The sequence below is a fragment of the Pseudomonas sp. S2_H01 genome, from assembly GCF_054668305.1.
In genome coordinates this window covers 3,642,971-3,660,982 of record NZ_CP162756.1, presented here as the reverse complement: position 1 = coordinate 3,660,982, position 18,012 = coordinate 3,642,971, and the positions used below count along the sequence as shown (strand labels likewise).

Genomic DNA, 18,012 nt, shown 5'->3' with positions numbered 1-18,012 from the left:
ATCTTAGGTCTGTCCTTGAGGAGGAACCGCGTCAGCAGCCTTCAGGCGTTTCCATGAGACATCGAAAATGCTTGAAGCCAAAGGGCTCGATCACTTCATGGATGTTTGCGCTGCGATCCATGACAGCCAGCCGAGTGATGCGCAGCTCGGAGGCATTCACAATACGGGATCAGCGCTCAGCTGTTGGTGGTGCCAGAACGGCAAAGCACCCAGCACCGGCAGAAACGACGGCGCGAACGCCGCCGTTTTTACACGCCTGCCGACGCAGCGGGCAAGCGAGATCGAACAACTGCTGCCGCATCAGTGGGTGGCGGCAGAAACCACGTAAGCCCTGATGCTTTGGGACTTGCAAGGATGGCGCAATTAACGGAGTAGTCATAACGATGATTTTGGTAGTTGAAGGAATCAGCGCCAGCGGGAAAACGACTTGGTGCGCTAAGCATGGAGGGCAACATGTCATTCCTGAAAACGGCCGTTTTGAAAACGAGCCGGATCGGATAAAAGATCCAGTCGGAGCAGCAACTTTTTGGGCAGAGCGAAACGTGGATCGTTGGCAAAAAGCGTTGGCCATGGAAGACATTTCTTCGTGGGCTTTGTGTGACAGTGACCCTCTCAAGCTCCACTACATTTGGAGCCTTTGGCAGATCGGCGAGACGAGCGAACACACCTGGCGAATAGAGTTGGACGCCACAAGAGAAACAATCGCACAAGGACGTATTGGCTTTGCTGACTGTTACATTGTTTGCCGCATAGATCCTCAGCTCGCGCGCGAGCGGGCCAAAGCAGACACCACCCGCCGACGGAGTGGATTCGAGCTACACGTGCGCCTCCAACAAGCTCTGCTGACTTGGTACTCAGCTATGGATGAAGTGCTTCCCGGCAGAGTGAGATTCGGGTTTCCTTCAGAAATGCCAACCTTTAAAAGCCTTGATGGAAGATATGCGGTGGTGGCCTTTGATCAAATGATCGCATCGCTCCCACGACCTACTCGCACCTCTTAGCGAGACGGAGCCTTATATAGCAGTTGGAAGCGGATCGATGTGAGGGCGAAGTAAAGATGTGTTCGCCATCCGCTTACAAATCTAACCCGGAACCCTCTGCTCAAAGCAAAGACTTCAAGCTCAGACCCGTACCTTTATACCGTGGAAACCATGGTCGACTTTTTCAACAGAATCGGCCATTCGTAGACACCAATTCGAGACGGCGGTGGCTGCGATCACAAGCGTTTACGTTTTCGGAGGGTGTCTGGTGTAGAGAGCTTTAGCCCTCTGATGGCTTAAGTTTGCCGACCCACTGTTGCGCTTTGGAGCAACCATTGATATCGACGGCTTTTTGTGCAAATTCCGAGCGCTGCGCGCGATTTTTAACACCCAAGAGCCAGTAGATTTCTGCTTGATAGTCGCGGCTGGTTGCCCATTGGAATCCAGCACCTAAAGCCTCCTCGCGACGGCAAGCCAAGTTCATAGCAGGCTGCGGGAAGTAACTTTCATAAGTTGGCGCGGGCACCAGCACGCTCTCCAAAGCAGACCGATATTCAGGCGCATCGGTATACGCAAAACAGGCTGACGCAATCGTCACAGCGGGAGGAGCAAAGCCATGGCCCAGGCTTTTTTCGAGCAATGTACAAGCCTTCTCTTCAGAGCCCCGGGGTGAGTACGTCAGATAGATCAGTGCAAGGCGGTATTGCGCAACAGGATGTTCTAACGCTGCGGCCTGCTCCAGCAAGGGAACCGCAATCTGAAGCTGAGCGTTGGCTCTCGCACCCAACTCGCGATTAGTCGCCTGGATGTCTGAAGCCGGGGATTTGAAATCTACCATTTGGAGGTTTTTCTCCGCATCTTGTAGATGCGGGAGAGCCTGCTGATAAAGACGCTCGCCGCGAGGGTCAATTTCAACAGTACGGGCCAAGCAAACCGGCGAAAGCACACAGGCCAACAAAAAACTAATCAAACGGGGTAGGTGCATACGGCGACGTTCCTGAAAACATGGCATTTTCGTGACAGCAGTTCATGGACTCGGATCGCGTGTGCGCGACCGCCTCACCATGATGCCATGTAGAGCGGCGCTCAGGCTTTCATGATTTCATACGGGGATGTATTCGCAACGCTGATGCGGCTCTGGTAACGCGCCCGGTATCTGAAAAAATAGGAAACTGCCCCTCATACTTAAGAGCAAATTCTGAGCGAGAACGATCATTTGCCAGTCCGCTATGGGTCGATTCTGTTGAAAACAGTATGTCTCCTGTCAATCTATAGCGCGCGACCAGCTGAAGCAGGTCGGCTAGAAAGCGCCCCCTTGAGAGCCTAAGAAATCAGTATCATCCGACAGGTGATATCGAGAGCAGAACCATGACAGAGAAAGAGGCATGTGCAATTTTGCAAGCACAAGGTTGGGCTTGTGGAAAGGATGAGGTAGGTGACCGCTTTTGCATCAAGTGTTTGGGCGATATCCAAGTCCAGATCATTCCAGCTATAGGGAAGCGCTCGGATCATTTTAAAGTTTCGTTCATGCCCTCCATCTCCTCGACAGAGTTTTCGGATGCTGTGGCGTTCATCTTTGGGGAGGGAGAATATTTTTCACCTGTCATCGTAAGCAACGAAACGCCACAGAAGCTAGAGACCATTGGCGCTGACGATGTAGTCGAGCTATCTGACAGGGCGTTATCCTGGGCTCAGAATCAAGATATAGATGCGGGCTTGGCGCTCTACAGATCTTTACCTACAGATGCCAAAGGAGCAATGCCACTCAGGCATCTAGCTGCGCTAGCAATTGCGCAAGATGTCGATCAGTTAGAAGATTACAAAAAAAGCTTTAAAAAGGGCGAAAGGCTGGGGTTCGTCCCATACATCACCGTTGAAATGATTGAGCGCTCGCTGCTGATTGCGCGGGGAAACGCTCCCACCGTTAACTGATTACCTGAGTAGCTCCATCGACTGATCTGCGGAAAAATCACTCCACCGGTCAGCGGGAGAATACGCAGCATGATGGGACGGTTGCCGAGTGGGTAGGATCGGCTGTTTTACTCGTTCAACCTTGAAGATCACATCCTAAAAAATCATCTTCTGCGCAGCATTGATCGGTGTCTCGATCTGAGCGACCTGCGCCACTACCTCGCCGATTTCTATAGCCCAATTGGACGTCCTTCAATTGATCCTGAGCTGATGATCCGCATGCAAGTCGTGAGCTATTGCTATGGCATTCGCTCCGACCGGCGCTTGTGTGGAGAGGTTCATTTGAACTTGGCGTATCGCTGGTTCTGGCGGTTGAGCCTTGAGGATGAAGTACCTAATCACTCTACGTTTTCCAAGAATCGACACGGCCGTTTCCGGGACAGCGATCTGTTTTGCTGGTTGTTTAATGAAGTCTGCGTCGCTGCATGGACGCGGGTCTGGTCAAGGACGAAGGCTTTGCCGTGAACGCCAGCATCATCAAGACGGACGCGAGTCGGCAACGTGGAGTGCGTGGCGATGAATAGATCAACTGGCGCGATCCGTCTCTGAGCACTCATGCTGTCCGTGAATACCTCGAAGCACTCGATGAGGAGGCGCTCGCTGAAGCTCTTCCAAGCGCTTATCTCTGACTGATCCTCTAGCCCGTTGGACGGCCACCCCGGGGGGGCCCAGCGTTTTTTGCCTATTCCACGAACTACCTGATTGATGTCGAGCATGGCGTGATCATGGATGCAGAACCGACACCGGCTCATCGAACGGCCGAGGTCGATAGCACCAAAACATGATTGATCGAGTCGAAGAATTGTTCGACATCAAACCGGATCGCTTAATCGGTGACACCGCAGACGGCACAGCACCGATGTTGTCCTGGTTGGTGGAAGAGAAAGATATCGAACCGCATGTGCCGGTATGGGAATTAACTGGAGAATCTGGGTCTGACTGCCCTCGCCTTTACTTGATAGCATCACTGCTCTCACGACAACCGACGTGAGGAGATAGTCAACCAGGCGCCGAGGCCGATAAGCGCGACGAGGGATCGAAATGCTCGACAGTACTGCGGTACTCACCGTTTTCTGGGTTTATCTGGCCGGGGTGGTTATTCCGGGGCCTAACTTCGTCGCCGTTGTTCACAAGGCAGTCGCCGGGACACGATCCGAGGCGCTGGCATTGGTCGCCGGCATCGTGGTCGTGAATCTGCTCTGGTCGAGCTGTGCGATCACGGGACTGGGTCTTATGTTTGCAGCCTTCCCATGGGCGGCACTGATCGTGAAGATCCTGGGGGCAGCCTACCTGATGTGGTTTGGCGCGCGCCTGATCGTCAGCGCTGGCAAACATCCTGCCTCACGGACTGACGAGGAGCCTGCTGGCAGCGCTTTCAGATCCTTCTTGCAGGGGGTCGTTACCAACATTGGAAATCCCAAATCCATGGCCTTCTACGCGGCCGTCTTTTCAGCCGCTGCCCCTGCCCACGTCTCAGTCAGCACCTTCGCCTCGATGCTGGCCGTCGTGGTAGTCGTTTCGCTGACGTGGTACGGACTGGTTGCCCTGACGTTGTCGCAGGCAAGGATTGCCTCCGCGTATCAGCAGGCGCGCAAAGTGATTGATCGCCTGTGTGGCGGATTGATTCTAGGGCTGGGCGTACGGCAACTGACCTGAGCCGGGAATCGAACGCGAGAAAACCGGAACATCACCTTGCGGCCAGGAAGTGGCCATTCAGCTTCTGCAACCTGGGCCAATCCACGGCGCTGGCTGGAAGCGTCATGCAAAGGACGACGCTCACGCAAAACCGCAGTCGCGCACTGGCTTCCAGGTACCCAGTCTTTTCGCAGGGGCACCGCAAGCCGCTTCAAGCCTGCGCAGCGATACTGGCTTTGCTTTGGAACATGGCGGTGTCTGCCTTGAAAATCAGATCGTCGAGACCTTCGCCATCTTCCGGATACCACGCTACCCCTAGGCTGGCGCTGACCTGGATCTGGCTGTTTTTCCATGGAATGGGCAGGGCGACGGCCTGGCAGATTTCATGGGTGATGCGCTGGATATCGCCTCTGTGATGCGCGCCGTCGAGCAGTACGACGAATTCGTCACCGCCCATTCGCGCGGCTATTTCGAACTCGCGAATGTTGGATTTGATGGCCGTGGCTACGTGGATCAGGATGGCATCGCCTGCCTGGTGGCCAAAACGATCATTGATCTGCTTGAAGTGATTCAAGTCGATATAGCACAGGGCCAGACGTTCTCCACGGCTCTTTGCGGCCAGCAGCTTCTGACTGGCAAAGGGAATGAAACTATTGCGATTGGGTAAGCCAGTCAGGCTGTCATAGAAGGCCAGCTTGTGTACTTCCTCTTCGGCGAGTTTGCGCAACTTGATCTCGTTGCGCAGATGGCGCTGGGCATTCAACAGAACCAGAGTGAACATCAGGACAAGCACACAGCTAATACTGATCAGCACAATGGTCTTGCGCAGCCGCTCGACAAGCTGTGGCGGGTTGGGATCGTAAATGAAGTTTTCCAGACCGGCGATATTGTCGACCATACCCAGTTGGAGGAAGGTTTCAGCCATACGTTGCCAGCGCCCGGGGTTCATATGACCGATCTCGATCAGGTCAGATACCACCAGCGGACGCATGGCCTGAGCCTCGAATTGCAAGTGCGCGCGACTTTTCTCCACCGAATACTGATTGAGCAGCAGGTCTATAATTCGCTCGGGGTTATCCATTGCGTAGCGCCAGCCGCGCAGAGTAGCGCGGCGGAAGGCCTCGACCCGCTCTGGGTGTTCGTCAATCTCGGCCTGGGTGGTGAACAGTATGTCGCTGTAGAAGTCGATCCCGTAAGTGACAGGCGAGATGATGTTGTAGTTCACGCCCCGCTGTTGCAGGTAGAAGGGCTCGTTGGTCAGGTACGAGTTGAACGCCGTCACTTTACCGCTGGCTAAATCCCCAATTTGATAACTGCTGGGTAGCAATTGTAGTTTTTCGAAGGGGATACCCTCGCTACGGAACATCGCCAGAAAATCGGCATCGGTCTGTGCATCCATCAGCATCACCGGCTTGCTGATCAGGTCGTGCACAGTGCGAACACCTTGGTCGGTGCGCGCCAGTAGCACGGAAGGTGAATGCTGAAAAATCACCGCCAGCGCTACCAAGGGCTTGCCACGCAGGCGTTCGTAGAGCAATTCACTATTGGCTTCGCCGTATTGGGCACGCCCGGAGAGCACTTCTTCGACCGGTGTGACATTGGGGCCACCTTCGTGCAAGCGCACGTCCAGTCCTTCTTCGCGGTAATAGCCCTCTGCGATGGCGGCATAGTAGCCCGCGAACTGGAACTGATGTTTCCAGCGTAGCTGTACATCAATGACCTGTTCGGCGCCGTTCTGTTGAGGGCCAGGACCCGCCCACGCAGCCTGCCCCCAGAGCAGCACAAAGCACAGCAGTCGACGCAGCCGAACGAGGAGAAGTCTCTTCGGCGGGCCTGGCGTGTTAAAACAGCAACAGAGGCTGGGCATGGTGATAGTCCGTGAACCGCGCTTATCGTAGCGTGCAAGGCATGGCCCGGCATTGTGACATCACTCATGCGAGGCCAGCAATCGCGCGCCACGATAACCGAAGCGGCCGTTATCCTCGCTTGGGGCGTAGTAGGCGTTTGCTTCCCTACAGCAGACAGCTACCGGCCAGAAGCGGTCATCAGTTCTCTACCCGACCAGGCCGATTTAGATCAACGCGTTGATTTTAATCGAGCACTGTTTGAACCATCCCGGTTTTCTCTAAGAATTCGGAGCCCACCAGTACCGGGCGGTGGTACCCGGTTTTAGCATCTTCTGCTTTGTTGGGCGAAACAATCATTATGCATTGGTGAGCTGGGTGTTCACCCCGGCCAAACAGTATGTCTGCATGAGCTTCGGCAGTGCAGTCTAGGATTGTCCCGTCCGAAAGAGTCAACCAAACGTGGGCCTTGATGGGCTCAAAGATTTTAGTGCTATCTAGTTCGTTCTCGACGGACTCTTTAGTCATCTCGCAATAGACATAATCATCCCAAAATCTGTCGCCAATCGTGATCAGGGTTTCTATACCAAGCTCAGCTTTCAGACGCTCCTTGAGCATTAGATGAATAGGAGCGCATTTACCAGCCAGATGAGAGGAGCTTTGCAATCCCGCTTGATATAAAGCGTCCCCACAAAGCTGGAAAATACTCTGCTTACTGTTATCCGTCAATGCGACATCTAATGAAAATATTGAATTGTCGATATGTAGGCTTAAGCTCTGAGTGTACGTGATGGCTTCTAATAGCCTGTCTTTATAATTCAATTTAGATAGCCCAATATATTTAGAAAATCGGCTTGCACACAAGAAAAATGAGCCCGTGAGACCATCTTATTTGACGGTGTAGGTTGCATCAACCCATAGCTCTGCCGACGCCCGCCGGCTACCGACCACCGCAGCGCTGGCGCCAGTAGTACTGACCCGCGTGCGCAGCCGTCTGGGGCAAGAGCCGACCTTCCTGTCCACCTTCGGCATGCACCTGGACATCACCATGGCTTCGCTGCGGATCGAATACCTGATTCCCACCGGCCCACAGACCCGGCAGTCCATGACTCAAGCGTTTGAGCAGTGGTTGGGAGAACAAGGTTCAGGGTGCCGGACGTCCGACCTGCACCAGCCGTTGACGACCGGCTCCAATCGGCCAGAAGCTGACGTAGGCTAAGGTCAGCGGCTATCTTGTTTCTTGAACTCGCTATTTCAGAGGAAAGGGAATCCATGTCTGATCTGTTTCAACAAACGCCTGCGGCCATAAGATGGGCTGAAGAGGCTGAACAGCGCCACCAAACAAGCAAATTTGGCGAGATTGTACATGCGATTATCTGGACGGACGCGCGCGGCTCAGACGGGCAGCTGTTGGTGGCTGTCGATCCAGACCGCTTGGTCGCCAGAATAAATACCAATCCTTTCACCCTTCTTGAGAACCACGATCCCGGACGCCCCAAGGGACAACTACTCGAAAGTGCATCGTTCGAGAGCCTTGATGGTCGAAAATTTGTCGCAGCAATCCTGGGATATTACGCGGGCGGGGACGTGCTGAGTTTTTCTGGGTTAGGGATAGACGTTGATTCTTTTGTCCCGCTACCCCAGCAGCTTCCAAGCCTTCTAGATGACATGTGGATCGAGATAGCGACGGATGCAAGGGAGGTGGATGAGGATTGGTTGGATCGGATTACGAATGACTCACCAGTTAGAGTCGAACGGTCCGAACTGTCACACAACACAGCAGATTCGCTCCAAGAATTGATTAGGATCGGGCTACCCTATGTACTATTGGTCTGGAATCCCTTCGTGAATGCGATAGCTGCTGAGGCGGGCAAGGCTTCGTATGCTGAAATACATTCATGGTTTCGGAAACTGCTTGGTCGAATGGCCGACAGACGTAACCCCATACTCGACTTTCATTCACACCAGGACGGCTGCCAAGTCTCATTTATATTCAGAGGGAAGGATGAGAAAAAGCTTCACGAAGCAATGGACGCATTGGCTGCCGCTGCGGCTCAGGCAGCGCGACTGATTTCGAGGCTAAAATCGCAAGGACAGATAAGTCGGCAAATGGTCTATGAATTCGATAAGGAAGCACTTAGGTGGGCACCATCGTTTGTTTTACTGACTGATGATCGGATCATCACCGATAACCTTGCACTTATTGCCATTGAGAATCTTCCCAAGGGGTTAAGCCTTGGTCTGACTCGAAGCAATTCGCTGTGAGATAGAGTCGGAATTTTTAAGGTAAGTTGAGAGCTACACCTTAACTGAATCGTGGGATGAAGTGGTTTCTAGGTTAGTACTGAAGCGCCTTGAATTGAGCCCGTCTCGGCCGAATGAACCCTCCGCGAGTGACCGATTTCGGCCGATTCTGCTGAAAAAGTCGGCTTCGTTCTCCACGGCAGAAAAGTACGCGCCTGAGATTTAAATCTGTGTTTTTAGCAGAAGGTTCAGGACTCAGATTTCACGTAGCGGCGTGCAAAAGAGGTGTTTTCACCCATAAGTGTTCGAGCGTTTTGGGAACACCGACTTTTTCAACAGAATAGGCCAAAAGCAGACTGTGGACAGCTTCCCGTTCAGCCCCATACGCTGTTTAGTCTGAATACAATTTTCTGAGGGGGGTCATGATGCTGATACTTGCCATTGATCGAGATAGCGTCCACGCGGGTGACGATCTGATCAGCCATGCCAACTCAGTCAAGCTCGATCCGACTGCAACATTGCGTACAGCGTTAGAAGCCATACAGACCATGCACTACCTGCCCGGCATCAGTGGAGATGAAGCCACCTGGATTATCTGCGCGTCAGGCAAACCAATTGGTGTTCTCGCACAGCAATGGGAGGCACCCAAACTGGTGGTACCAATTGAGAGCCCAGTGACGCAGTTTTTTGGAGAAGATGAACCTCTCCTTTTCTTTAGATACTGGTGCCAAACAGATCCTCACGTTGTTTTCTCACGCATCGCAGCAGGAGAAGTGTTGGCTTCCCGTTATTAGGGTTCCCAGCTGAAGAAGCAGCCGGATGTCCGCTTTGGGTCGATAACGGTCTCTCATCAGCTCCAGAAACAGTGTCAAAGGGATGTATGCAACGGCGGTTATGCGCGGTCAGCGATGTCAGGCGTGCGCACGCCGGTAGATGGTTACATCACTAGCGGTTGCTATGATCAAGGTCAGGCCTGAGTAGGAGAAGCCGAACGCTCTCAGTTCGCTCGCTGTGGCCATTTTATGGAAGCTCGATGGACGGCTGTAACGTGCACCGTACAACCAAGAGTCGGGCTCCACCAATAGCAGATGATGGTTGGGCCAATCCAGGCTGACAGCTTCGGTGACCCACCCGTCAACAGTACCTGATGCGAGGCCACCACCACTCATACCGGACATGCGAATCGACTCGCCCGCAAGCGGCCCTATGCCTTGGCATTCCAGATAGCGGTCTGTGCTCGGATATTCCGAATAATCCCTCGCAATCTTCTCTCCGCACGCGCAATCAATGACACCTCGGCCAGAGCTAGAGGCTATTAGGAGATGCTCCGACTCACGACTGAATCCGACCTCCAACAAGCCTGCAATGGCAAATGTTGCCGTACATATCCACGGAGGCGGAGGTTCCGCCGTAGACCGCTCCCGGATGGCCGCGCGTAGTGAGTCGAGGTGAGTTGTCTGCATGAGTAAAATTCCCGAAATCGAGATAACGGCACACTATCACGCGTGTCGAAACTCAGAGTTTTTATTGATGAGACTAAGACATGCCCTCAGCGCCGAGAAAGACCACATCGTCACGCGCTCCATCCCGTTATCTTACGTTGCCTTGAGAGTCCGCTACCGGCCAAAAGCAGTCACCCACTGCGAACGGCGAATTCGCGTTCTTTCGGTTACGATCACATTCCCCTCTCACCAATTGATGATGGGCCCATGACGTCCGCCAGGTAGCGCGTCAGTGATACTTAAACAAGAAATTGAAAGACATTTTGGTCCCGCTGTTTTTCAGAGACCTTTGTTTCACTCCTACCCAGGAGGCCTGCGATTCGGGCTATCGGAGCCGGGAACTGCGCTTGAACAATTTTTGTCGGCGCTGCGCAAGGCAATGGCTATCTGTAGAGACATTTTCGCCAATGACCCCATCGTCGTTTGTCTGCGGACTCATTCGAGCACCTGCCATTTTGAGCATCGCAGGAAGCTCGAATGCTTGAAGTCCGCAGGCATCTCTGTCCCCGCTCAGCGGAGCATCTGGAGTGAGGCGATCGACCCGGAGGAGTGGCTATGCGAATCAGCACCCGAGTATTGGGTGTACCTCTCATTCGAATTGTCTGTATCGCTCCTTGAACCGTTGTTGTGGTGCGCTTTGGCAAAGGATTTTCAAATGATTCAACCCAATCCTAGCTGCGACGTTTATCTGTTCAACCGAAACAACAATGTTCTTGCGTTTCCTTACGATGACAGGGGTATGGATGTAGTCGGCTCAAACAGAGAGCTGTTGTTTGCCCTCTACGAGAAGCATCAGCTATCTCTGCTGGCCTGCGACCATTCAGAAATGAGCACTAGGTTCTGCGCTCCCTGACAACGAACGAGGTCAGCGCACATGCACTCCATGCCGCTTCGACCGTCTGCATTGGGTCGACAGTGGGCGCAGCAATCGGCAGATTTCGACCGATGCCTTATTCATTTACGCTGAATGCTTTAAGGGGCTTCTCACTGTCCGTTCCTGCGCCTCAGCGATAAACCCCGACACCTGGTTCATAGCCATCAAGCACAAATACCTGCGATACATCGCAGTCCGGATAGACCCACTGTGCCCAGTTCGCCACCATCCATTCCTTGCTGAGTCCCATCCTCCCTACGTTGCTTTCGCTCGGCAGAATAGCCAACGGCAGGCCCGCCTTCGATCCCGTGGTAATCATCAGCCCAAACTGACGCTCCTCTGCCTGGGTTGCGAAAACCATGAAGTCCACGGCTTCTTCGTAAGGGAATTTCCCCTTGACCCTGAATACGCTCCCTCGACCGAAGATCTGACTTGAGCACTCGACAAGCGTCGTTATTGAATTCAATGTTTTACCTCCAAACCGGCCAGTATTGACCGGCAGATACCACTCATTCGAGAGGGCTTTCTCTGGACTATGGGAGCGCCTCCACGCTCCCCCCGGCATGGCTCATACTGGCAGATATCGGCCATTATCGGACGTTTGGCGCTCAGACTGCCTACAGTCATTAGCCGCTGCTAGTATCAAGCGCTCACCTACCTAGCCCACGCACCGATTCGCGTTTACTATATTTCCAACTCGTATTACTGCGGCTGCTGAACCCGGTACTCACGAGGATATGACAATGAAAAGAACCCGCGCCTGGAGACGTGTGCAGGCCCGTAAATGCAGAGGCGACAATGCGGTTCGTCCGCCGGAGTTCAAGCCAGAAAAGAATTGGAAACTGATGTACATCCGTGCAGCCAAACTGTACAGAGCACACCAACTCGGGATGAGCTATCCCATCCGCACAACACGCCAACTACTGGATCAGAATGATTAATCTCCTGTTCGTCTGTAGCCGTAACCAATGGCGTAGTCCTACTGCGGAAGCGATCTGGCGTCGCCGTCCTGGCTTTAATGCCCGTTCAGCAGGCACCAGTCCAAATGCACGTAAACCTATCAGCCCAGCGGATATTCGCTGGGCTGATGTGATCCTTGTCATGGAACGCAAACACCTTAATCGTCTTCAGGCTGAATACGCCCGCCTTCTTGAACACAAACGGCTCCACTCTCTCGATATTCCCGATGATTATCGCTACATGGATCCTGAACTGGTGGGCATGCTTGAAGACATTGTGACCTCCTATCTCAACACGTAAGTTTCATTCGGGAACGACTGTCGCAGGTATGGTCGCGGATAAGCCGGCGGGCCGGTCTAGACCTTCTAGTTCGCTTAAAGATCAAGTTCACACCCATTTGCTGCCATTCGTGACGGGCCACCAACGGCCAAAACCAGCCGCTCTCAGGGCGTTGAGCACCTTGTCGGAAGGAAAAGGCATCGCGGTTCTGTGCATGGCGACACGTGGGTGCATGACCCAGCGACATTTGCCTTGGCATGCTTGGGGGATAATGGTGTAGTCGAGTATAAGATGCACGATTGGACGCCATTAAATCTGGCCATCAAGATCACGTTCATTTCGATCGATTTCGCGCTGCGGGGCAGTTCTGGAGTCGTGGGTCAGCAATCAAAAAAAGCCAAAAGCCGTTAAATTAGGTAACCCATTGATTTATGGAAGATAAAACGAATTTAACCGTTAGCAAGGCTCCGGAATTCATGAGCGATCATCCGACCGAACCGTCGAGCAGCGCAGCGAACCCGGCCGAAACCCTCGAACAGCCCGGCATCGAACACAGGAACACCGAACCGAAAGCAGGTGAACACAAAGACCCAGCGCCACACGCGGCGCCGACGAGCAACCCTGCGCAACAACGCCAGCGTGCGATTCACCTCGCTCAGGCCGTGCGTCACGAGTTGCAGAAGGCGGTGATCGGTCAGGACGCGGTCATCGACGATGTGCTGACCGCGTTGATCGGTGGCGGCCATGTCTTGATCGAGGGCGTTCCCGGACTCGGAAAAACCTTGTTGGTGCGCGCCCTCGCCCGCTGCTTTGGCGGTGAGTTCGCACGCATCCAGTTCACGCCCGACTTAATGCCCAGCGATGTCACCGGCCATGCGGTCTACGACATGCAGACCGAGCAGTTCAAACTGCGCAAAGGCCCGTTGTTCACCCACCTGCTACTGGCTGACGAGATCAACCGCGCCCCGGCGAAAACCCAGGCAGCGCTGCTCGAAGCAATGCAGGAGCGTCAGGTCACCCTCGAGGGCCGCGCCCTGCCGGTGCCGCAGCCGTTCATGGTGCTGGCCACTCAGAACCCCATCGAACAGGAAGGCACCTACCCGCTGCCTGAAGCCGAGCTCGACCGCTTCATGCTCAAGCTGCGCATGGATTATCCACAGGCCGAGCAGGAACTGGACATGGTGCGTCAGGTGACGCGTTCGACGCGCTCGGACATGCTGGACGTCCAGCCGCTACGAACCTTGATGCAGGCCAAGGATGTACAGGCGCTGCAACGCATCGCCAGCGATCTGCCGGTGGACGAACAGGTGCTCGACTATGCCGTGCGTCTGGCTCGTGCCACGCGTACGTGGCCGGGCCTGACACTCGGCGCCGGCCCTCGCGCCTCGATTGCACTGGTCCGTGGCGGACGGGCCCGGGCGCTGTTGCGCGGTGGCGAATTTGTGGTCCCTGATGACATCAAGGGCTGCGCGCTGGCGGTCCTGCGCCACCGTGTCAGGTTGGCGCCCGAGCTCGACATCGAGGGCATGTCGGTGGATCAAGTGCTCAAGCAGTTGCTCGATCAGGTCCCGGCGCCGCGCCAATGAAACAACTGCTCAAGCCATCGCCCCGGCTACTCGCGTGGCTTGCCGTGCTGGCAGGCTTCGCCGTGTTGTTGGGCATTCTCCAGTCGCTGGGCCGCGGTCCGACGGTAAAACTCGACGGCCTGTTCTGGGCGCTGCTCTGCGTCATCGGCACACTGGCCGCACTGGATGCATGGTGGGTCGGGCGTTTGCCTTCACCCCGCCTGCAACGCCACTTGCCCGGCAGTCTGGCGCTCGGCCGCTGGAGCGACGTACGCATCGACATCGAGCACGCGTCACTGCGCGCCCTGCCGATGAGCGTGTTTGATCATGGGCCTGAAGGGCCTGGCAATCGTTGCGAGGTCGAACACCTGCCGCAGGAGATCGTGCTGCGTCCCCAGCGCAAGGCTCAGTTGACCTACCGGCTGCGCCCGACGAGCCGGGGCCATTTCACCTTCGAGCGGATCGAAATCCAGCTCCGCAGCCCGCTGCGCCTGTGGCTCTCGCGACGTTACCTGCCGGTCACCCACTCAGCACGGGTCTATCCGGATTTCGCACGGCTGCACAACGGGCAATTACTGGCGGTGGATAACTGGCTGAGCCAGATCGGCATTCGTCAGCGCCAGCGCCGAGGGCTGGGTCTGGAATTCAACCAGCTGCGTGAGTTTCGCGAGGGCGACAGCCTGCGGCAGATCGACTGGAAAGCGACGGCGCGTCAACGCACGCCGATTGCGCGGGAATATCAGGATGAGCGCGACCAACAGATCGTTTTCCTGCTCGACTGCGGACGCCGGATGCGCAGCCAGGATGGCGAGCTAACGCATTTCGATCACGCCCTCAACGCCTGCCTGCTGCTCGGTTACGTCGCGCTGCGTCAGGGCGATGCCGTGGGTGTGTCGACCTTTGCCGCCGAGCAGAATCGCCACTTGTCCCCCGTCAAAGGGGCTGCACACTTGAATGTACTGCTCAACCACGTGTACGACCTTGGCAGCACTCAGCACCCCGCCGACTACGGCGCGGCCATCCGGCAGCTGTTGGTCAGGCAAAAACGTCGCGCGCTGGTGGTGCTGATCACGAACCTGCGCGACGAAGACGATGAGGATTTACTCGGCGCCGTCAAACACCTGAGCCGCCATCATCGGGTCTTGATCGCCAGCCTTCGCGAAGAGGTACTGGATGAGCGTCGCCAGGCGACGGTGCAGACCTGGCAGGAGGCGCTGGATTACTGCGGGACGATAGACTTTTTGAACGCGCGGGCGGGTTTGCATGAGCGTTTGAACGCTCATGGCATACCGGTGCTGGATGTGCGCCCCGGCGAGCTGGGGCCGCAGTTGGTGAGTCGCTATCTGGGATGGAAGAAAGCCGGCACCTTGTAACAGGTGCCGCCGTCAGGCCGACGCTTCCAGCGGATAAAAACTGAAGTAACGCTGCAACGCCTGAATCAGGTGAAAGTACTCGGGAGGCGCCGCCTGCAATCTGAAACCGGAATCGTAAACGCGCGGCGTTTCATCTTCCTGGCACCACAGGCAACTGGCATTGATGTCGATGTTGTAAACACCGCCCTTCTCGTCCGGCACCTTCAGACGCAGCTGGAAATCGGCGCCGACGAGGATCGGCAGATCGCTTATCAGCATCAGGCCCTGTTCCGAGACGTTACCCAGGCACCCCAACGGTTTGTCGGTGTACCGGTTAAACACCTGCAGGTAATACGGTAACTGGTGACGCTCGATTCGTCTTTCGTTGAGCATTGTTGGACACGCCCTGGAATGACCATTGAGCATGGTCGCGCTAGTGCATTGAGATTCGGTCGCACGTGAAACCACCAAGACGACGTACACAATCGAATCCACCTGTTCATTACAACAGGGACGTCATCTGACTCACCAGCCATAACCGAAGTCACTCATCCGATTATTCGAATTCGCGATAACGCCCGCGTTTCTATAACCAGAGCGCCCTTCGCTCACTCCTGTGATGAAAGCTTAGGTCCCTATGTTTTTTTCAGACTAGCTCAGACTCACAGAACATCCACCCGAAAAAGTGACCGTCAATCCATTCGGGTGTAACTACAGTGAAGCAGGTCGCGGGACAGCAGGCGGTGCGAGGTTGTCGTGCCCCAATTGATGCAGCGTATCCAGACGGGCCTGCGCCCGGTAGGCGTACTCGCTGGACGGGTAATTGTTAATGATGAACTGATACGTCTGCACCGCATCGACGTACAGCTTCTGGCGCTCCAGACACTGGCCGCGCAACATCGACACTTCCGGTTGTACGTACCGGCGAGCACGGCTTTCGCGGTCCACTTTCGACAGGTTATACATCACCGCATCGCAGTCGCCCTTGGCGTACGCGCGGTTGGCATTGTCCAGATGGCTGTTCATTGCCCAGCGGGTGCAACCGCTCAGCGCCGCCAGCGCCACTAATATCATCACGATTCGCATGAGAGTCTCCTGTGCTCTGCATTGTATCGGCGCCTTTCGGCATTTCTTCAAGGTCGATTTGTCGGCCGCCGGCCTGCCGATTGCCCAGTCGTAACGCGGCAAGGTAGTGCAAAGGAACAATGACTACAGGCCAATACAGTAGTAGCCTCTCGCTGCGCTTCATTTAAGGAGTTTGTGCATGTCCGTTCGTCGCACCAAAATCGTAGCCACACTTGGCCCTGCCAGTAATTCGCCCGAAGTCATCGAGAAGCTGATTCTTGCCGGGCTGGACGTTGCCCGCCTGAACTTCTCCCACGGCACGCCCGACGAGCACAAGGCTCGCGCGAAGCTGATCCGCGACATCGCCGCCAAGAACGGCCGCTTCGTCGCGTTGCTGGGTGACCTGCAAGGCCCGAAAATTCGTATCGCCAAATTCGCCAACAAGAAGATCGAGCTGAAGGTCGGTGACAAGTTCACCTTCTCCACCAGCCATCCTCTGACGGAGGGTACTCAGGAAATCGTCGGCATCGACTATCCCGATCTGGTCAAGGATTGCGGCGTAGGCGACGAACTGCTGCTCGACGATGGACGTGTGGTCATGCGCGTAGACACGCAAACCGCTGACGCGCTGCACTGCACCGTGACCATCGGCGGCCCGCTGTCCGACCACAAAGGCATCAACCGTCGCGGTGGTGGTCTGACTGCACCGGCCCTGACCGAAAAAGACAAGCAAGACATCAAGCTCGCGGCAGAAATGGACCTGGATTACCTGGCCGTTTCCTTCCCGCGCGACGCCGCCGACATGGAATACGCACGCAAACTGCGTGACGAATCCGGTGGCACCGCGTGGCTCGTGGCGAAGATCGAACGCGCCGAAGCCGTGGCTAACGACGAAACCCTCGATGCGCTGATCCGCGCCAGTGACGCGGTCATGGTTGCCCGTGGCGACCTGGGCGTTGAAATCGGTGACGCCGAGCTGGTCGGCATCCAGAAGAAAATCATCCTGCACGCACGTCGCCACAACAAAGCGGTGATCGTGGCCACGCAGATGATGGAATCGATGATTTCAAGCCCGATGCCAACCCGCGCCGAAGTATCCGACGTGGCCAACGCCGTGCTCGACTACACCGACGCCGTGATGCTGTCCGCTGAAAGTGCCGCCGGTTCCTACCCTGTCGAAGCCGTTGAAGCCATGGCGCGCATCTGCGTCGGTGCTGAACGTCACCCGACGGGCAAGACCTCCAGCCACCGCATCGGTCACTCGTTCACCCGTTGTGACGAAAGCATCGCGCTGGCCGCCATGTACACCGCCAACCACTTCCCTGGCGTGAAGGCGATCATCGCACTGACTGAAAGCGGCTACACCCCGCTGATCATGTCGCGCATCCGCTCCTCGGTGCCGATCTACGCGTTCTCCCCGCACCGCGACACCCAGGCGCGCGCGGCGATGTTCCGTGGCGTCTACACCATTCCGTTTGACCCGGCTTCGCTGCCTGCCGGTCAGGTCAGCCAGGCCGCCGTGGACGAGCTGCTCAAGCGCGGTCTGGTCGAGCAAGGCGACTGGGTCATCCTGACCAAGGGTGACAGCTACCACACCATCGGTGGCACCAACGGCATGAAGATCCTGCACGTCGGCGACCCGCTCGTATAAGACGCTGCAGCGATAGCAAAAGCCCCGGTTCTCGTGAGAGGCCGGGGCTTTTTTGTGCGCGACGCTTACGCAGATCTGACCATACCGCCG

General features: G+C 55.7%; 19 protein-coding genes and 1 pseudogene. 14 read left to right on the top strand and 6 right to left on the bottom strand.

Going from position 1 to position 18,012, the window contains the following annotated elements:
• The first annotated feature begins 67 nt into the window (after nucleotides 1-67).
• Together AB4N84_RS16385 and AB4N84_RS16380 are read left to right on the top strand one after the other, a co-directional pair.
• Nucleotides 68-328: a hypothetical protein gene (locus AB4N84_RS16385; protein ID WP_460047193.1), complete on the top strand. Its 261-nt coding sequence runs from the start codon at nucleotides 68-70 to the stop codon at nucleotides 326-328.
• A gap of 55 nt (nucleotides 329-383) precedes the next feature.
• A complete protein-coding gene (locus tag AB4N84_RS16380) occupies nucleotides 384-1,001 on the top strand; it encodes a hypothetical protein (protein ID WP_460042247.1) in 618 nt (205 codons plus the stop codon).
• Between the two features lie 259 nt (nucleotides 1,002-1,260).
• Here the strand turns inward: AB4N84_RS16380 and AB4N84_RS16375 are convergent, their stop codons facing one another.
• Nucleotides 1,261-1,965, bottom strand: coding sequence for a hypothetical protein (locus AB4N84_RS16375; RefSeq protein ID WP_460042245.1), 705 nt, complete (start codon nucleotides 1,963-1,965; stop codon nucleotides 1,261-1,263).
• A gap of 383 nt (nucleotides 1,966-2,348) precedes the next feature.
• Here AB4N84_RS16375 and AB4N84_RS16370 point away from each other — a divergent pair, with 383 nt between their 5' ends.
• From AB4N84_RS16370 to AB4N84_RS16360, 3 genes and pseudogenes are all read left to right on the top strand, one after another.
• Complete coding sequence (locus tag AB4N84_RS16370) at nucleotides 2,349-2,912, top strand: DUF6990 domain-containing protein (protein ID WP_460042243.1); 564 nt, start codon at nucleotides 2,349-2,351, stop codon at nucleotides 2,910-2,912.
• 102 nt (nucleotides 2,913-3,014) lie between these two features.
• A pseudogene (locus AB4N84_RS16365) lies at nucleotides 3,015-3,873 on the top strand (transposase); the annotation flags it as partial.
• 119 nt (nucleotides 3,874-3,992) lie between these two features.
• Nucleotides 3,993-4,607, top strand: a complete 615-nt coding sequence (locus AB4N84_RS16360; protein WP_074755548.1) for a LysE family translocator — start codon at nucleotides 3,993-3,995, stop codon at nucleotides 4,605-4,607.
• A gap of 190 nt (nucleotides 4,608-4,797) precedes the next feature.
• Here the strand turns inward: AB4N84_RS16360 and AB4N84_RS16355 are convergent, their stop codons facing one another.
• Together AB4N84_RS16355 and AB4N84_RS16350 are read right to left on the bottom strand one after the other, a co-directional pair.
• Nucleotides 4,798-6,453, bottom strand: a complete 1,656-nt coding sequence (locus tag AB4N84_RS16355) for an ABC transporter substrate-binding protein (protein ID WP_460042241.1) — start codon at nucleotides 6,451-6,453, stop codon at nucleotides 4,798-4,800.
• 223 nt (nucleotides 6,454-6,676) lie between these two features.
• A complete protein-coding gene (locus AB4N84_RS16350) occupies nucleotides 6,677-7,252 on the bottom strand; it encodes a hypothetical protein (protein WP_460042240.1) in 576 nt (191 codons plus the stop codon).
• 160 nt (nucleotides 7,253-7,412) lie between these two features.
• Here AB4N84_RS16350 and AB4N84_RS16345 point away from each other — a divergent pair, with 160 nt between their 5' ends.
• The 4 genes from AB4N84_RS16345 (at nucleotide 7,413) to AB4N84_RS16330 (ending at nucleotide 11,029) form a co-directional block, all read left to right on the top strand.
• Complete coding sequence (locus tag AB4N84_RS16345; RefSeq protein WP_460042238.1) at nucleotides 7,413-7,649, top strand: hypothetical protein; 237 nt, start codon at nucleotides 7,413-7,415, stop codon at nucleotides 7,647-7,649.
• A 53-nt stretch (nucleotides 7,650-7,702) separates the two neighbouring features.
• A complete protein-coding gene (locus AB4N84_RS16340) occupies nucleotides 7,703-8,695 on the top strand; it encodes a hypothetical protein (protein WP_460042237.1) in 993 nt (330 codons plus the stop codon).
• A gap of 401 nt (nucleotides 8,696-9,096) precedes the next feature.
• On the top strand, nucleotides 9,097-9,468 hold the full coding sequence (locus tag AB4N84_RS16335) for a hypothetical protein (protein WP_460042235.1): 372 nt from the start codon (nucleotides 9,097-9,099) through the stop codon (nucleotides 9,466-9,468).
• A 940-nt stretch (nucleotides 9,469-10,408) separates the two neighbouring features.
• Nucleotides 10,409-11,029 (top strand): DUF3885 domain-containing protein, encoded by a 621-nt coding sequence (locus AB4N84_RS16330; protein WP_460042233.1) that lies wholly within the window; start codon nucleotides 10,409-10,411, stop codon nucleotides 11,027-11,029.
• A gap of 151 nt (nucleotides 11,030-11,180) precedes the next feature.
• On the opposite strand, the gene imm45 is transcribed toward AB4N84_RS16330, so the two are convergent.
• Nucleotides 11,181-11,615 (bottom strand): Imm45 family immunity protein, encoded by a 435-nt coding sequence (imm45, locus tag AB4N84_RS16325; protein ID WP_460042231.1) that lies wholly within the window; start codon nucleotides 11,613-11,615, stop codon nucleotides 11,181-11,183.
• A gap of 178 nt (nucleotides 11,616-11,793) precedes the next feature.
• Between imm45 and AB4N84_RS16320 the strand changes: the two genes are divergently transcribed.
• The 4 genes from AB4N84_RS16320 (at nucleotide 11,794) to AB4N84_RS16305 (ending at nucleotide 15,227) form a co-directional block, all read left to right on the top strand.
• Nucleotides 11,794-11,991, top strand: a complete 198-nt coding sequence (locus tag AB4N84_RS16320; RefSeq protein ID WP_460042229.1) for a hypothetical protein — start codon at nucleotides 11,794-11,796, stop codon at nucleotides 11,989-11,991.
• The gene (locus tag AB4N84_RS16315; RefSeq protein WP_460042227.1) at nucleotides 11,984-12,310 is read left to right on the top strand and encodes a low molecular weight protein tyrosine phosphatase family protein; all 327 of its coding nucleotides are present in this window, start codon (nucleotides 11,984-11,986) and stop codon (nucleotides 12,308-12,310) included. The genes AB4N84_RS16320 and AB4N84_RS16315 overlap by 8 nt, the downstream gene beginning before the upstream one ends.
• A gap of 410 nt (nucleotides 12,311-12,720) precedes the next feature.
• Nucleotides 12,721-13,875: an AAA family ATPase gene (locus AB4N84_RS16310; protein ID WP_460042225.1), complete on the top strand. Its 1,155-nt coding sequence runs from the start codon at nucleotides 12,721-12,723 to the stop codon at nucleotides 13,873-13,875.
• Nucleotides 13,872-15,227: a DUF58 domain-containing protein gene (locus AB4N84_RS16305; protein ID WP_460042223.1), complete on the top strand. Its 1,356-nt coding sequence runs from the start codon at nucleotides 13,872-13,874 to the stop codon at nucleotides 15,225-15,227. Before AB4N84_RS16310 ends, AB4N84_RS16305 begins: the two co-directional genes overlap by 4 nt.
• Before the next feature lie 12 nt (nucleotides 15,228-15,239).
• Here the strand turns inward: AB4N84_RS16305 and AB4N84_RS16300 are convergent, their stop codons facing one another.
• Nucleotides 15,240-15,599, bottom strand: a complete 360-nt coding sequence (locus AB4N84_RS16300; protein ID WP_074755534.1) for a PilZ domain-containing protein — start codon at nucleotides 15,597-15,599, stop codon at nucleotides 15,240-15,242.
• A 318-nt stretch (nucleotides 15,600-15,917) separates the two neighbouring features.
• Nucleotides 15,918-16,292, bottom strand: a complete 375-nt coding sequence (locus AB4N84_RS16295) for a tetratricopeptide repeat protein (RefSeq protein ID WP_074755532.1) — start codon at nucleotides 16,290-16,292, stop codon at nucleotides 15,918-15,920.
• A gap of 178 nt (nucleotides 16,293-16,470) precedes the next feature.
• Here AB4N84_RS16295 and pyk point away from each other — a divergent pair, with 178 nt between their 5' ends.
• Complete coding sequence (gene pyk / locus AB4N84_RS16290) at nucleotides 16,471-17,922, top strand: pyruvate kinase (protein ID WP_460042222.1); 1,452 nt, start codon at nucleotides 16,471-16,473, stop codon at nucleotides 17,920-17,922.
• Nucleotides 17,923-18,012: the final 90 nt, after the last annotated feature.

Excerpts from the sequence above, each read along its gene's own strand:
- AB4N84_RS16355 (WP_460042241.1), bottom strand. The coding sequence starts at position 6,453 with ATGCCCAGCCTCTGTTGCTGTTTTAACACGCCAGGCCCGCCGAAGAGA.
- pyk (WP_460042222.1), top strand. The coding sequence starts at position 16,471 with ATGTCCGTTCGTCGCACCAAAATCGTAGCCACACTTGGCCCTGCCAGT.
- AB4N84_RS16315 (WP_460042227.1), top strand. The coding sequence starts at position 11,984 with ATGATTAATCTCCTGTTCGTCTGTAGCCGTAACCAATGGCGTAGTCCT.
- AB4N84_RS16370 (WP_460042243.1), top strand. The coding sequence starts at position 2,349 with ATGACAGAGAAAGAGGCATGTGCAATTTTGCAAGCACAAGGTTGGGCT.
- AB4N84_RS16360 (WP_074755548.1), top strand. The coding sequence starts at position 3,993 with ATGCTCGACAGTACTGCGGTACTCACCGTTTTCTGGGTTTATCTGGCC.
- AB4N84_RS16320 (WP_460042229.1), top strand. The coding sequence starts at position 11,794 with ATGAAAAGAACCCGCGCCTGGAGACGTGTGCAGGCCCGTAAATGCAGA.
- AB4N84_RS16335 (WP_460042235.1), top strand. The coding sequence starts at position 9,097 with ATGATGCTGATACTTGCCATTGATCGAGATAGCGTCCACGCGGGTGAC.
- AB4N84_RS16385 (WP_460047193.1), top strand. The coding sequence starts at position 68 with ATGCTTGAAGCCAAAGGGCTCGATCACTTCATGGATGTTTGCGCTGCG.
- AB4N84_RS16375 (WP_460042245.1), bottom strand. The coding sequence starts at position 1,965 with ATGCACCTACCCCGTTTGATTAGTTTTTTGTTGGCCTGTGTGCTTTCG.
- imm45 (WP_460042231.1), bottom strand. The coding sequence starts at position 11,615 with ATGCCGGGGGGAGCGTGGAGGCGCTCCCATAGTCCAGAGAAAGCCCTC.
- AB4N84_RS16305 (WP_460042223.1), top strand. The coding sequence starts at position 13,872 with ATGAAACAACTGCTCAAGCCATCGCCCCGGCTACTCGCGTGGCTTGCC.
- AB4N84_RS16340 (WP_460042237.1), top strand. The coding sequence starts at position 7,703 with ATGTCTGATCTGTTTCAACAAACGCCTGCGGCCATAAGATGGGCTGAA.
- AB4N84_RS16310 (WP_460042225.1), top strand. The coding sequence starts at position 12,721 with ATGGAAGATAAAACGAATTTAACCGTTAGCAAGGCTCCGGAATTCATG.
- AB4N84_RS16295 (WP_074755532.1), bottom strand. The coding sequence starts at position 16,292 with ATGCGAATCGTGATGATATTAGTGGCGCTGGCGGCGCTGAGCGGTTGC.
- AB4N84_RS16300 (WP_074755534.1), bottom strand. The coding sequence starts at position 15,599 with ATGCTCAACGAAAGACGAATCGAGCGTCACCAGTTACCGTATTACCTG.
- AB4N84_RS16380 (WP_460042247.1), top strand. The coding sequence starts at position 384 with ATGATTTTGGTAGTTGAAGGAATCAGCGCCAGCGGGAAAACGACTTGG.